This is a genomic window from Paenibacillus solisilvae, from assembly GCF_042656405.1.
Classification (GTDB): domain Bacteria; phylum Bacillota; class Bacilli; order Paenibacillales; family Paenibacillaceae; genus Paenibacillus_Z; species Paenibacillus_Z solisilvae.
In genome coordinates this window covers 1-13430 of record NZ_JBHSOW010000108.1, presented here as the reverse complement: position 1 = coordinate 13430, position 13430 = coordinate 1, and the positions used below count along the sequence as shown (strand labels likewise).

Here is a 13430-nt window from a genome sequence, read left to right as displayed (position 1 = left end):
TTCTTTTTGGTTTAAAAATACCAAGGGGCAATCCCTCGGTCATCTTCGATGACTTTTGGGACAGCCCCTTTGATTAAGAAAGCGGCTGAGGAGGCTCCGGTTTTTGATCAAATTCTCCCTTAGGAGGACGAATCCAGCGGTGAAAGTAACGTTGATCATACAGCGCCTTGATCAGAATCATCAGAATAGGAGACAAAATCACGCCGGCAACCCCGAAGAGGGATAAGGATACAATCATGAACGCAAGCATCGTGAACGCTGATACGCCGAGCGTGTCGCCGGTGATTTTCGGTTCAAGAATTTGTCTGGTCAGTACGACCGCCAGGAACAGTATGGTGAGCCAGATTGCAAGTGAAGTATGCCCCACAATGAACAAGTAGATAATCCATGGAATAAACACGGTACCTACTCCCAGAAGAGGCAATACATCGAATACGGCAGATAACAAGGACACGGTGAACGCATTGTCAACACGAAGCAGCAGCAGGGAGACGAATATAACGCAGAAGGTGATGGAAATGAGCTTACCTTGTGCTTTCAGATAGGCGCCGATTCCTGAGAACACATTATCCTTCAGGAAGAAAAAAGCTTTCTTGAAGGTTTTAGGTGTCTTTTCCGCAGCGGTCTGCTTCCAATCCTTGATCTCCAAGCTGAGAAAGTAAGCCAGTATAATTCCAATCGCGAAGTTAAAGATAAACGTCGAGAAGGATTTTAAATACCCGCCAAGCGACAACAAGAAGGCAGTAGCGATTTGCTGGCCCCAATTGGTTATGTATCCGACGACCTCATAAGCTTTGTTGACCACATCATCGGGCAAGAGCTTCAATTTTTGGCTGATGAACAGGGAATTTTTCTGGAACTGCTCGGTCAATATTTGTTGATAATGGGGCAGCTTCTCGGCAAGGCCGGTGATCTGCGTGGTCATAATGTAACCGGCACCGACAAATGCTCCGACGATGACCATCGTGAAGAGCAGTACTGAAATTCCTGAGGCGATTGACTTTCGCATGCCCAGACGGTTCATCCATTTGGCCGGCGGCTCGATGAACATGAAGATAATAAAGGATAGAAAAATGGGGGTGGCAATTCGATACAAATAGCTGAAGGCAAACAAAATCAAGTACACGGTTAAGACGATAAGCGCAATGTCGAATGCGGTACGCCAATATTTTCGATAAAAGGAAAGCATCTTCTGGCTCCTTTGCTCGTATGAATCATACTATTACCAAGATTGTACTATATATTACCCGCGTTTCCTAACCTTTCTTGCAGCCGTAACAATCATAGCCGTATTCAATTGCGTTATGTTACAATATAGGGAGGCATCATAGGTGCTCCGCCTTCCGCTTGGAATAAGGGGAACGAAACTGGGGTGGTGGAAACAACATGGAGAATTTTTTTCTTTGGGGCTTTTATATTTTAACTTTTTACGCTTTTCTTCCAGGTCTTATAAGCCGAACGTTCGGTTTTCGAGTTTTTAAACGGGGGCGTGCAGATAATGAAATTGCACTTACCTTCGATGACGGACCGGATCCGGTATATACACCGCTCCTGCTTGATTTATTGAAGCGTTATGATGCAAAAGCAACTTTCTTCGTTGTTGGGATACACGCGGAACGACACCCGGAGCTTCTTCAAAGAATGCATGCTGAAGGCCATGTTATCGGAATCCACAATTATTTGCATAAATCAAATTGGTTTATGCGCCCAGGAACCGTAAGACGGCAAATTCATCGCACTTCCGAAATTATTAAGCAAGCCACAGATGTGAGAGCAGCTTATTACAGACCTCCTTGGGGGATCGTCAATCTGTTTGATTTCTCAAATCTGGGCTATTTGCAAATTATTCTATGGTCGACATTGTTCGGTGATTGGCGTAAACGATTAGGTGTTGAGCGGCTTCAGAAACGTCTCATGAAAAAGCTTCGTCCAGGTGAGGTGCTGCTGCTGCATGACTGCGGTTCGACACTTGGAGCAGACCAGGATGCGCCAGCTAATATGCTGGGAGCGCTTGAGCCTTTCTTGGCTGAAGGGAAACGCCGGGGAATCAGATTTGTACATATTACAGAGATGATTCAGATAACGGATCGTAATAAATCGCTTCAGCGGTCGCTAGGATTTATGAAACGGTTGCTTATTTCTTGCTGGATGGGCTGGGAACGGCTTTTCCATGTGCTTTTTCGGCTTCAATCCGCCGGTCTGGATTCCATCTTTCATCTACGTGTCGTTCCATACAGAGGTAAATCGCTGGAGCTTTCAGATGGACGGAGAATAGAAGACAAGGATAATATCATTGAACTTCATTTCGACAATAAGAAGCTGTTTAAGTTGATGACAGAATCACGTTCTATGATGCATGTTGCCATCAAGCTGATCCGTGAGGTGGAGCGGGCGATGCCGAAGCTGGCGGCTCAAATAGCCTCTCATAAGAAATTCGAGCATGCCCGCGGATTATATGGAATTTCAATGATTAATAAGGGCGCGGAGCAATTCGGATTTAGTATCCTGGAACTGCCCCCGGGCTTGTATGATAAGATGACCCGGATATATTTAAAACTGCTGCTTCGCGTCCTTCATCCGTCAGGGAAGCAGCGTGTTAAAGAGCAGGGTTCCAAACTTTCGCCACGGATCATCGCGATGTCTATGGAGGAGTTCTGGCGGCGTTATGGATCAGACAATGTCGTGAAGCGTCATTGGACGGCAGCGGAAGCTTTTGATAAGAACTTGAATCAAGTAAGCCGCAGCAACGTCACTCAACCGGTTTTTGATAATGCCACTGCCGCAAGGGAGTTTACTCCTTAGCGGTTTTTTTATATGGTTGGCCTACTTTTCAGAAACAGGTATGATATTGTAGAAAATGAAATCATGGGGAGAAGGACGTATAAATGGGGGAATCATTATCCGACGAATCCTTGCTGGAGAGAATCGCCATGCGCGATCCGGAAGCGCTTGAGCAAATGTATGACCGGTATGAACGGCCGATGTTCGCATTTGCCAAACAAGGAAGACAGCCTCTTGAAGCTATGGAGAACGAAGCCTGGGATCGCGTATGTGATTCGCTTTCGACAGAAGCAGTCATGGAACATAAGATATTGGGACAACAGCTTAAAGAAGCAATTAATGAGCTCCAGACAGACCAGAGACAGGTGCTGGAGTGGATTTATTATATGGGATATACGCAGCAGGAGATTGCGGATCGACAGCAAATTCCGCTTGGAACAGTAAAGAGCCGTGTAAGGCTGGCTTTAAAGCATTTGCGGACCTGGTTTGATCATATGTGGAAGGAGGGGGCGAGGCTATGACAGCAAGCGCAAAACATTTTTGTGATGAAGCTGCTATGTATGTACTTGGCGGTATGAATAATCATGAACGCGAGTTGTTTGAAGTGCATTTGGAGCATTGTCATCCATGTCAGGAATACTTAGCTGAACTGAAAGATATCGTGGATGCAATACCTCTTGCAGTTGAAGACACTGCGCCGCCTGTGGGGATGAAATCCCGGATCCTGAAGCATGTTTTGCAATCGGAAGATCCGCACTTAAGCTCAAATCAATTGACTGGTGTAGCGGCCAGCAATCAAGAAACCCGTCAGCATGAAGATATATTCAAACCGGTTAAACGCAACAAATCCGCCTTCGCATTAGGTGCAGCATCAGTTATATTCCTTGTTATGACAGGAATGCTCGCGCTCAAGAACAATGGATTGAACATGGAGAAAAATTCGCTGCTGACTGAAGTGACGAAGCTTCAGCACGACCTTGCTGTCAAAGGCAATCCCGTAACTGCCCTTCGGATCAATAATGTCGTGCAGCTCAGTCCCAAGGCCAAGGATATTGTTGCACAAGGGCTTGCGACCATCGTCATTGATGATAAGGGCATGCATTTAATTGTACAGACGGAGAAGCTGCCCGCCCTCAAAAAAGAAGAAGCATTTCAGGTTTGGTTGCTGAAGAGCGGTAAGCCGGTGAATGCGGGAACATTTATTTCGCAAGACGGGTCGGGAGCTCTGTACTATACCTTCACTCCTGGTGATTACGATTCCATCGCTATTACGCAAGAGCCGGATGCGTATGGACAGGAGCCGAGAGGCAGCGTGGTACTTGCGGCTGATTTTGTCTCATCCACCGCAAGCGATGGAAGCAGCAATCCAGGAACATAGAAGAGTCAGATTGGTAAAGAAGCTGGTGAGCATGCTGCATTGCTCTCCAGCTTTTTATTATGGACATAAAAAAGCCCTGCATGTCCAACTGGCAGGGAGCCAATTGAACCTATGCAGGGAAGCATGTATAAAATAGTCTGCAATCGAATAAATTAAATCTTCATAACGCCGCCAGTGCTGGCGTTTGTTACAAGGTGAGAGTAACGGGCAAGGTAACCTTTTTTAATTTTAGGCTCGAACCCTTTCCAGTTGGCTTTACGCTGCGCGAATTCTTCATCGCTGATCAGCAGGTTCATTTCACGGTTATCGAGATCAAGCTCGATCAGATCGCCATCTTCAACAAAAGCGATAGGACCGCCCTCTGCTGCTTCTGGAGATACGTGACCGATGCTGATACCGCGTGAAGCACCGGAGAAACGGCCGTCAGTAACCAGACCGACTTTAGCGCCAAGTCCCATACCAACGATTTGTGAAGTTGGAGCAAGCATTTCCGGCATTCCTGGTCCGCCTTTCGGTCCTTCATAGCGGATAACGACAACATGTCCTTCTTTGACTTTGCCGTTAGCAATGCCTGCCAACGCTTCGTCCTGGGAGTCAAAGCAGATTGCCGGACCTTTGTGGTAGCCGTTCACGGATTTATCTACCGCGCCAACTTTAATGATCGCACCTTCTGGAGCAAGGTTTCCAAATAGAACCGCTAGCCCGCCGCGCTCACTATGAGGGTTATCAATAGGGTGGAGAACTTCATGATCCGTAATTTCATGACCGGCTGCATTCTCACGGAGTGTTTTGCCTGTAACCGTAAGCACCTCGCCATGCAGAGCGCCTTCTTTTTTGAACAACTCGTTGAGAATCGCACTAACACCGCCGGCATTGTGAACATCTTCAATATGATGGTCGGAAGCTGGAGCGATTTTTGCAAGATGAGGTACGCGAGCTGCGATTTCGTTAATACGGGAGATCGGATATTCAATACCGGCTTCATGTGCAATAGCCAGTGTATGAAGAACGGTGTTCGTTGATCCGCCCATTGCCATATCGAGTGCGAAAGCATTGTCGATCGAATCTTTCGTTACGATATCACGCGGTTTAAGATCAAGTTCAATCAGCTTCATCAATTGACGAGCTGCTTGCTTAACGAATTCTTTACGTTCTGGAGATACGGCAAGAATTGTACCGTTTCCTGGGAGTGCAAGGCCAAGGCCTTCAGCCAGACAGTTCATGGAATTAGCTGTAAACATACCGGAACATGAACCGCAGGTTGGACAGCCGTATTGTTCAAGCTCAGTCAGGCTTGCTTCGTCGATTTTACCAGCTTGGAAAGCGCCGACGCCTTCAAATACGCTGGATAAGGAGATCGGACGGCCATCGGATGTTTTTCCTGCTTTCATCGGTCCGCCGCTGACCAGCATGGTTGGGATATTGACGCGAAGAGCGCCCATGATCATGCCTGGTGTGATTTTGTCGCAGTTCGGAATACAAACCATGCCGTCAAACCAGTGAGCATTTACAACTGTTTCAACGGAGTCTGCAATGATTTCGCGGCTTGCAAGCGAATAACGCATCCCGATATGACCCATTGCAATTCCATCGTCTACGCCGATCGTATTAAATTCAAACGGTACGCCGCCTGCTTCACGAATAGCTTCTTTAACAAGCTTTCCGAATTCTTGCAGATGCATGTGACCGGGAATGATATCAATATAGGAATTACAAACAGCGATAAATGGTTTGTTGAAATCCTCTTCCTTTACACCTGCAGCACGCAGCAAGCTGCGGTGCGGAGCGCGGTCGAATCCTTTTTTAATCATGTCAGAACGCATTCTATTTGACGCCATGTAGGTCCCTCCCAAAGTAAGTTCAATACATTTGAGTCTATCACAATAGACATATAAAGGCTAGCGAATATGACCCCGATTTAGGCGGAAACGACAGAGGGATTACTAGGCAAATAGCTGATAATCAATGATTTGGTTAGTCTTTGAAAGGCGTGCAAATTTAGGATGTTAACAAAACTATCATGAATATTTGTTAATGTCATTAAATCTAACAGGGGTTTATTTACTTCATAGTCGGCGCTCTGTATAATAACACTAATAACGCTAAAGAAGAGGTGACATGATGCAGTTGACAGAAAGGGAAAAAGAGAAGCTGCTTATTACAATAGCCGCTGATTTGGCGCGAAGAAGACTTAATCGTGGCGTGAAATTAAACTACCCGGAGAGCATTGCGCTTATTACCTCCGAGATTATGGAAGGTGCGCGTGACGGAATGACCGTTGCTCAGCTAATGGAGTATGGCACCCGTATCCTGACCAGGGACAAAGTGATGATTGGAATTCCTGAAATGGTTCATGAAGTACAAGTAGAGGCAACGTTCCCGGATGGCACGAAGCTCGTCACCGTCCATCATCCAATTTCCCATTAGTTATTGTTGAGTATTGCTTCTGCAAAACAAAACTTATGCTTCCAAAGTCGTTTTCACCGCAATGCTTTTAGAAAGGGTGGTCCCATGATTCCTGGGCAATACCGTACTGCTGCCGGCGAAATTGAGTTGAATGCCGGACGTGCGACGATTGAACTTATTATTGTAAATACGGGTGACAGGCCGGTACAGGTCGGATCTCATTATCATTTCTTTGAAGTGAACCGCGGACTGCAGTTTGATCGTGAGGCTGCGTTTGGCATGAGGCTCGATATCCCTGCAGGCACTGCCGTTCGCTTTGAACCTGGTGAGGAGAAGCCCGTTCAGCTGGTAGAACTAGGAGGTCATAAGCGTTCCTTTGGATTGAACGCGATTACGAACGGGCCTGCTTTGCATGGAAAAATGCCTGAGGAGGTACGCAAGCGGCTGGAAACTTGGAAGGGGGCATTCGGATGAGTCGCATGGATCGCAGCAGCTATGCCCAAATGTTCGGCCCAACGACAGGTGACGCTGTTCGATTAGCTGACACGGAATTGTGGGCTGAAATCGAGAAGGATTTTACCGTGTATGGGGATGAGTGTAAATTCGGAGGCGGCAAAGTCATTCGTGATGGAATGGGCCAATCCAGCGGTGCGCTTCGAAGCGATGGCGTTCTCGATACACTGATCACCAATGCGATTATTATCGATCACTGGGGGATCGTTAAAGCGGATATCGGTATCCGTGACGGGGTAATTGTCGGCATCGGCAAAGCGGGTAACCCGGATATTATGGATGGGGTTATGCCTAACATGATCGTTGGCGCGAGCACGGAGGTCATTGCCGGAGAAGGTAAAATTGTAACGGCGGGCGGAATTGATACGCACATTCATTACATTTGCCCGCAGCAAATCGAGACTGCATTATCCTCAGGCGTGACGACAATGATTGGGGGCGGCACTGGGCCGGCTACCGGGACCAATGCCACAACCTGTACTCCGGGTGCATGGCATATGCGGCGCATGCTGGAGGCTGCGGAAGCTTTTCCGATGAATCTCGGTTTCACAGGAAAAGGGAATTCTTCATTTACAGGGCCGCTTATCGAGCAGGTTGAAGCAGGGGCGATCGGGCTCAAGCTGCATGAGGATTGGGGAACGACACCTGCAGCTATTGATATTTGCTTAGAAGTAGCGGACCAGTATGACGTTCAGGTGGCTATTCATACGGATACTCTAAATGAAGCGGGGTTTCTGGAAGACACCTTAGCTGCTTTTAAAGGCCGTACCATTCACACGTATCATACGGAAGGAGCGGGCGGCGGCCATGCGCCGGATATTATAAGGGCTGCAGGTGAGCTTAACGTTCTGCCGTCGTCAACAAACCCAACCAGGCCGTTCACCATTAATACCATTGAAGAACATTTAGATATGCTGATGGTCTGTCATCACTTGGACAGCAGTATCCCGGAGGATGTTGCTTTTGCCGATTCGCGGATTCGTCCGGAAACCATTGCAGCGGAGGACATTTTACACGATATGGGCGTATTCAGCATGATCAGCTCAGACTCCCAGGCGATGGGCCGTGTTGGTGAGGTTATTATCAGGACCTGGCAGACTGCGGACAAAATGAAGCGTCAACGTGGACCGCTTGCGCCGGACACGGCAGCCGAGGCAGATAATTTCCGGATTAAAAGGTATATAGCCAAATATACGATAAACCCTGCGATTACGCATGGTATCTCTCATTTGGTTGGTTCGATTGAGCCAGGTAAGTTCGCTGACCTTGTCCTATGGAGTCCTATGTTCTTCGGAGTTAAACCGGATCTGGTTATTAAAGGCGGTACGATCGCCTTTGCGCAAATGGGAGACCCTAACGCATCGATTCCAACTCCGCAGCCGGTTTTTGGGAGGTTAATGTTTGGCGCGTTTGGCAAAGCGAACTCAAACAGCTCCATCACATTCGTTTCGCAGGCTGCTTATGACCGCGGGATTGCAGCTGAGCTTGGATTGTCCAAGCGGGTTGAGCCAATCAAGGGCTGCCGTCAAATAACGAAGAAAGATATGATTCATAACGATGCTACGCCAGCCATATCTGTTGATCCAGAGACTTATGAAGTAAAAGTGGATGGTGTTCCTGCAACTTGCGAGCCCTCAGAGGTTCTGCCGATGGCGCAGCGCTATTTTCTGTTTTAATGAAAATGAGGTGGCAGGATGGGTGAAACCCCCTTCGAATCGGAAGGCGCAGCTGTACTTCCTTGGTTAGCGCTTCAACAGCTGCTTGATTCAGCTATTCCAATCGGAGGATTCTCCCACTCCTTTGGTCTGGAAACGCTGGTACAAGAGGAACGAATCCGTACAAGCAATGAGCTTGAGGCTTATGCATCAGCCATGCTGGCACAAAGCTGGTCAACTGCGGACGCGATGGTCATCAAAGCCGTTTACCGTGATGCAGCGGCTGCCGATTGGGATCGTCTTTGGGCTGTGGAAAAGCTGGTGCATGTCCAGCGGACAGCAGTTGAGACTCGTGTTGGCGTGGAGAAAATGGGACGAAGGCTTCTGCAGCTGCTTGGCAGCATTTATCCCGAGACGGATTGGACGCCGCTCACGAATGCGCTTCGAAACGGCAGTTCTTTTGCAACACATCCGCTCGTGCATGGATTTGCCTGTTATCGATTCGGAATTCCGTTAAATCAAGCAGCTGAGGGCTATTTGTATGCATGCATCGTTACTTGTATTAACAGCGCGCTTCGTCTCATGTCCATTGGCCAAACAGAAGGTCAGTCGATTATAGCCAGGCTGGCACCTCTTGCGTCTAAGGCATGGTTAGCTGCCTCAGAGCTCGAGCCGGAGGACGCATATTCCAACATGCCAATGGCAGAAATAGCGATGATCAGGCATGAGACACTGTATTCAAGATTATTTATGTCGTAGCCGGTAGCACTCTAGAACGAACGATTTTATGCTTTTGAATTGATTATGCTCTATGCTGGAAATGTAGAATGAAATATCACAAATAACTCACAGGAGGTATACCCACTATGTGTCAAGGACAAGGGCATGATCATAAGGAATGGGAAAAGCCGTCTATTGATAAATCACGTCCAATACGCATTGGGATTGGCGGTCCCGTAGGATCGGGTAAAACAGCTCTCGTTGAGAGGCTGGCAGCGGCGCTTAAGGATAAATACAGTGTAGCTGTTATTACGAATGACATTTATACCAAAGAAGATGCCCGTATTTTAGCCGCAACCGGGGTTTTGCCTGAGGAACGGATTATTGGAGTGGAGACAGGCGGCTGCCCGCACACTGCGATACGCGAGGATGCTTCAATGAATTTCGAGGCAGTGGATGAGCTGACTGCCCGTTTTGAAGGTTTGGATCTGATTTTCATCGAAAGCGGCGGCGATAATTTGGCAGCTGCTTTCAGTCCCGAATTGGTGGATCGTTTTATCTACATTATAGATGTAGCGCAGGGGGAGAAGATTCCGCGTAAAGGCGGGCCGGGAATCATGCGGTCAGATCTGCTGATTGTAAACAAAATCGATCTGGCTCCATATGTAGGCGCAAGTCTGGAAGTGATGGAAGAGGACACTAAACGGATGCGCGGGCAGCGTCCATATGTATTTTCCAACTTATTCGGCGGAGTGAATGTAGACCGAATCGTCGGTTGGCTGGAGCATGAGCTTGCTCATGTAAACAATCTCGCTCACTCTCATGAAACTCAATCGGCAGCTCATCATTCACATGATCACAATCACGCGGATGATCATCGTCACGACCATAACCACACCCATGAACACCAGCATGAGCATGGCGCTGCACACACTCACCAAGCTTAACCAAATACCGGCGGCGCGTGTATCGAATCTTCGGGCGTCCTTCGTGAATAAGAATGGGCAGACATTACTTGCCTCTAAGTATCATACTGCCCCGATCAAAATTGCGAAGGCCTTTCCGTTGAACGGTCCCGTCGGTGTTATTGTGATGGATGTATCGCCGGGTTTATTGGCAGGGGACCGGTATGAGCTGGATTGGAGATTGGGTGCTGATGCTCATTTGTATGTTACCAACCAGTCGTTTACTAAAGTTCATCCGTGCTTGGAGCTGTCGAGAGGAGCGTCGCTTTCTCAGACATTTCAGTTAGCGCCGGGTGCAATTGTAGAGTCCATGCCTGAACCGATTATGTTATTTAAGGATGCTGTTTTCATCAATGATACAGAAGTCGAGTTGGCCAGTGGCTCCGTTTGGATGCAAGCGGAGGTGCTGTGCCCGGGACGCACCCTGCGAGGGGAACAATTTGTATATCGGGCGTACAGGAACCGTTTGAAAGTGAACTATGAGGGGCAGCTTATTTTCGCGCAAAATCAATTCATACTTCCTGAAACTCAGCATCTGTCAGCTCCAGGCTGCTTTGATAAAATGACACATACAGGCGTTTTCTACGCTTTCTCAGACCGAATTACTAATAAGCACATCGAGTCTGTGCGAACCGCTTTGGACAACTTCTCCACGCGGGAAGGGCATCCAGTACTCACGAGTATATCCGTTACGCATAAACATGGACTTGCGGTAATGGCAGCTGGAACAGCTGCCTGGTCCCTGCAGGAGGTTTTACGCTGCGCTTGGCAGGCGCTTCGATTATCCCTGCTTGGGATGGAGCCGTTGCGACTTGGCAAATAACAAACAGGATGCTGCAGTTATCGGCTGCGGCATCCTGTTTGTTTATCATTCATAAACGATCATAGTCATCTCTAGTTAAGCCATAATAAGTAACATCCTCCGGCTGGCCCCATTTGAGCACATGCTGCCGAAGCAGGCCCTCATGCTTCATTCCGATTTTGATCATGACTTTAGATGAAGCGGGATTTCGGGTCAGCGCAGCTGCGAATATTTTGTTCAGCTTAAGTTCCTCAAACCCGAACTGTATAATCCGGGCCGCGGCTTCAGTCGTATAGCCTTTTCTCCAATAAGGAACACCAAGCCAATAACCCAGCTCTGCCCTTTTATGTTCAGAGGTGATATTCAAGCTAATCGAGCCAAGGAGAAGCTTCGATTCTTTATTCGTAATTGCGAATGTATAGCCGTGACCTTGCCGTGCAGCATCCCGCCGAAAATCGATCCAAACCTCTGCCGACCCGTCCGGATAAGGGTGTGGAAGAGACAGCGTTGTTTTAGCAACCTCAATATTTCCGGCTAATAGCTGTACTTCAGAAGCATCAGTGTGATTAAATGGACGAAGAATTAAACGTTCCGTTTCAAATGAAAGCTGCACAATCATTACCTCTGAAATCATTTTTATTCATTATAAGGATTGTGAAGTAACCTGCATAGGGTAAATATGGAATCCATACCTGAAACAGACAGCTAATTAGAATCGAAAATCCTTTACAAGTAAAATATTATGTCTTAAAGTAAATATATTGAGAATGCTTTAAAAGGAGAACTGAGCGATGGACAAGCAGCGTCAAGAAGATATTCTTCAACTCGAACATACATTTACACTCATGAAGCGCCGTATGGACGCAGAATGGGCTAGAGAAAATGATCTGAGAATTAACGCTATGCAAGCTCGTATTCTGGTAAGGTTATTTGAGGAAGGGCCGCAGAAAGCTTCAGCAATCGCGGATAAGCTGCAAATCACAGCCGGCGCCATTACTGGAATAGCCGATAAACTGATCGACCTTCAGTACCTTGAGCGTGAGCGTGACGTGGACGACCGGCGTGTTGTATATCTCGTTCTAACTGATCAGGGTACGCAGCTTGTTGAGCGTCTGAAGGAAAGAAGAACTGCAATTATGGAAATGATGTTTACGGGACTCTCGCAAGAAGAGGTCCGTGAACTAACGCGTCTATTCAATAAAGTAATTGCCAACATGGATGCGGTGAAGGAGTAGGGGTTACGTATTTAGGAGCTGCTTACGGTTGTTATCTCGGAGGGATTCCGTCGGATTCTGCTGCAGGCTCAAGCCTCTTTCGGGGAACTGGAGATAATCGGGCCATACTAGCGTAAATTCCACTTAAACATGAAGTGTTCATAGCCAATACAAAAAGCCTTGTTTCGGATGATCTAATCATCAGTCGAAACAAGGCTTTCTCTATTGCTGTCTACATGGCGATGGGCTTGCGTGCGGACAACAGATTCTTGATATGGTGCTGTCTCCATTTGGATACTGGAACTTGTTTAGTGTCCGATCCCTTTTGATCAAAAAGAATCATGCCGCCTGTCAATGAAACGATCTTCCCGGTATTGACATAACAGCTGCCGCTAACTCTGACGAATTGACCGCTTGTAATGTACTTATTCAACTCGTCGGCAGATATAACCTTTTTAATGTTATAGTTTCTACCGTGGAAACTAACAAGCCCAAGTGTTCCAACTTTGAAGTAATAGATATCCTTCTCAACCTCAAAGCTTTCATACAAGTTTCTTGAATTTTCGGATGCAACATTCATCATGTAGTGATCCCCCTCAATAAAATGATGTTGTTAGCGCTTTCATTCTAGCACATAATTTGACGGTTGAAAACAGGGCTAGAAGGATTTTGTTAGGAATAATTTTGATGCTTGTCCCAATTCAAGTTAATATCCTCAGCAGCCAAGTGCATTATGCAATCGGAAGGTTCACAGCCATTCAGGAACGTTAAATAATGTATTATTTTAACAGTTGATTTATTGATATCAGGATGATATATTATAAATCCGCCGCAAGAAGCGACGGACAATGATGACTGAGTAAGAAATTAACAGTTGCATTGTAGTGAAGTAATATGTTATATTATAAATCCGGTTGTGAAACCGAGAAATATTTGTTCCTTGAAAACTGAACATGAGTGACCTGTCATAAAGGTTTTAAAAAGCTAGCAAAGCTT

14 protein-coding genes are annotated in these 13430 nt (G+C 47.0%); 10 read left to right on the top strand and 4 right to left on the bottom strand.

Annotated features, from left to right (window positions below; genetic code table 11):
- Positions 1–73: 73 nt before the first annotated feature.
- Entirely contained in the window at positions 74–1189 is a 1116-nt protein-coding gene (locus ACFPYJ_RS28335; RefSeq protein ID WP_379191610.1) for an AI-2E family transporter, read from the bottom strand.
- Between the two features lie 197 nt (positions 1190–1386).
- Between ACFPYJ_RS28335 and ACFPYJ_RS28330 the strand changes: the two genes are divergently transcribed.
- From ACFPYJ_RS28330 to ACFPYJ_RS28320, 3 genes are all read left to right on the top strand, one after another.
- Complete coding sequence (locus tag ACFPYJ_RS28330; protein WP_379191609.1) at positions 1387–2802, top strand: polysaccharide deacetylase family protein; 1416 nt, start codon at positions 1387–1389, stop codon at positions 2800–2802.
- Between the two features lie 83 nt (positions 2803–2885).
- The gene (locus ACFPYJ_RS28325) at positions 2886–3302 is read left to right on the top strand and encodes an RNA polymerase sigma factor (protein ID WP_379191607.1); all 417 of its coding nucleotides are present in this window, start codon (positions 2886–2888) and stop codon (positions 3300–3302) included.
- Positions 3299–4159, top strand: coding sequence for an anti-sigma factor domain-containing protein (locus ACFPYJ_RS28320; RefSeq protein WP_379191606.1), 861 nt, complete (start codon positions 3299–3301; stop codon positions 4157–4159). The genes ACFPYJ_RS28325 and ACFPYJ_RS28320 overlap by 4 nt, the downstream gene beginning before the upstream one ends.
- Positions 4160–4311: 152 nt before the next feature.
- Here the strand turns inward: ACFPYJ_RS28320 and ilvD are convergent, their stop codons facing one another.
- A complete protein-coding gene (gene ilvD, locus ACFPYJ_RS28315; RefSeq protein ID WP_379191605.1) occupies positions 4312–5997 on the bottom strand; it encodes a dihydroxy-acid dehydratase in 1686 nt (561 codons plus the stop codon).
- Between the two features lie 283 nt (positions 5998–6280).
- On the opposite strand from ilvD, the gene ACFPYJ_RS28310 reads away from it, so the two are divergent.
- The 6 genes from ACFPYJ_RS28310 to ACFPYJ_RS28285 all read left to right on the top strand — a co-directional run bounded on the left by ACFPYJ_RS28310 (position 6281) and on the right by ACFPYJ_RS28285 (position 11241).
- Positions 6281–6586: an urease subunit gamma gene (locus ACFPYJ_RS28310; RefSeq protein WP_379191604.1), complete on the top strand. Its 306-nt coding sequence runs from the start codon at positions 6281–6283 to the stop codon at positions 6584–6586.
- Positions 6587–6670: 84 nt separating this feature from the next.
- Positions 6671–7039, top strand: a complete 369-nt coding sequence (locus tag ACFPYJ_RS28305) for an urease subunit beta (protein ID WP_379191602.1) — start codon at positions 6671–6673, stop codon at positions 7037–7039.
- Complete coding sequence (gene ureC / locus ACFPYJ_RS28300; RefSeq protein WP_379191601.1) at positions 7036–8754, top strand: urease subunit alpha; 1719 nt, start codon at positions 7036–7038, stop codon at positions 8752–8754. Before ACFPYJ_RS28305 ends, ureC begins: the two co-directional genes overlap by 4 nt.
- An 18-nt stretch (positions 8755–8772) precedes the next feature.
- Positions 8773–9492, top strand: a complete 720-nt coding sequence (locus ACFPYJ_RS28295) for an urease accessory protein UreF (protein WP_379191600.1) — start codon at positions 8773–8775, stop codon at positions 9490–9492.
- Positions 9493–9599: 107 nt separating this feature from the next.
- On the top strand, positions 9600–10400 hold the full coding sequence (gene ureG / locus ACFPYJ_RS28290) for an urease accessory protein UreG (protein WP_379191599.1): 801 nt from the start codon (positions 9600–9602) through the stop codon (positions 10398–10400).
- Positions 10306–11241 (top strand): urease accessory protein UreD, encoded by a 936-nt coding sequence (locus tag ACFPYJ_RS28285; protein ID WP_379191598.1) that lies wholly within the window; start codon positions 10306–10308, stop codon positions 11239–11241. Before ureG ends, ACFPYJ_RS28285 begins: the two co-directional genes overlap by 95 nt.
- A 49-nt stretch (positions 11242–11290) precedes the next feature.
- Here the strand turns inward: ACFPYJ_RS28285 and ACFPYJ_RS28280 are convergent, their stop codons facing one another.
- On the bottom strand, positions 11291–11833 hold the full coding sequence (locus tag ACFPYJ_RS28280; RefSeq protein WP_379191597.1) for a GNAT family N-acetyltransferase: 543 nt from the start codon (positions 11831–11833) through the stop codon (positions 11291–11293).
- Between the two features lie 178 nt (positions 11834–12011).
- Between ACFPYJ_RS28280 and ACFPYJ_RS28275 the strand changes: the two genes are divergently transcribed.
- On the top strand, positions 12012–12455 hold the full coding sequence (locus ACFPYJ_RS28275) for a MarR family winged helix-turn-helix transcriptional regulator (protein WP_379191596.1): 444 nt from the start codon (positions 12012–12014) through the stop codon (positions 12453–12455).
- 211 nt (positions 12456–12666) lie between these two features.
- Here the strand turns inward: ACFPYJ_RS28275 and ACFPYJ_RS28270 are convergent, their stop codons facing one another.
- On the bottom strand, positions 12667–13017 hold the full coding sequence (locus ACFPYJ_RS28270; RefSeq protein WP_379191595.1) for a LytTR family transcriptional regulator DNA-binding domain-containing protein: 351 nt from the start codon (positions 13015–13017) through the stop codon (positions 12667–12669).
- Between the last annotated feature and the right edge of the window lie 413 nt (positions 13018–13430).

Excerpts from the sequence above, each read along its gene's own strand:
- ureG (WP_379191599.1), top strand. The coding sequence starts at position 9,600 with ATGTGTCAAGGACAAGGGCATGATCATAAGGAATGGGAAAAGCCGTCT.
- ACFPYJ_RS28295 (WP_379191600.1), top strand. The coding sequence starts at position 8,773 with ATGGGTGAAACCCCCTTCGAATCGGAAGGCGCAGCTGTACTTCCTTGG.
- ACFPYJ_RS28305 (WP_379191602.1), top strand. The coding sequence starts at position 6,671 with ATGATTCCTGGGCAATACCGTACTGCTGCCGGCGAAATTGAGTTGAAT.
- ACFPYJ_RS28330 (WP_379191609.1), top strand. The coding sequence starts at position 1,387 with ATGGAGAATTTTTTTCTTTGGGGCTTTTATATTTTAACTTTTTACGCT.
- ACFPYJ_RS28310 (WP_379191604.1), top strand. The coding sequence starts at position 6,281 with ATGCAGTTGACAGAAAGGGAAAAAGAGAAGCTGCTTATTACAATAGCC.
- ACFPYJ_RS28325 (WP_379191607.1), top strand. The coding sequence starts at position 2,886 with ATGGGGGAATCATTATCCGACGAATCCTTGCTGGAGAGAATCGCCATG.
- ACFPYJ_RS28285 (WP_379191598.1), top strand. The coding sequence starts at position 10,306 with ATGATCACAATCACGCGGATGATCATCGTCACGACCATAACCACACCC.
- ACFPYJ_RS28335 (WP_379191610.1), bottom strand. The coding sequence starts at position 1,189 with ATGCTTTCCTTTTATCGAAAATATTGGCGTACCGCATTCGACATTGCG.
- ACFPYJ_RS28270 (WP_379191595.1), bottom strand. The coding sequence starts at position 13,017 with ATGATGAATGTTGCATCCGAAAATTCAAGAAACTTGTATGAAAGCTTT.
- ureC (WP_379191601.1), top strand. The coding sequence starts at position 7,036 with ATGAGTCGCATGGATCGCAGCAGCTATGCCCAAATGTTCGGCCCAACG.
- ACFPYJ_RS28320 (WP_379191606.1), top strand. The coding sequence starts at position 3,299 with ATGACAGCAAGCGCAAAACATTTTTGTGATGAAGCTGCTATGTATGTA.
- ilvD (WP_379191605.1), bottom strand. The coding sequence starts at position 5,997 with ATGGCGTCAAATAGAATGCGTTCTGACATGATTAAAAAAGGATTCGAC.
- ACFPYJ_RS28275 (WP_379191596.1), top strand. The coding sequence starts at position 12,012 with ATGGACAAGCAGCGTCAAGAAGATATTCTTCAACTCGAACATACATTT.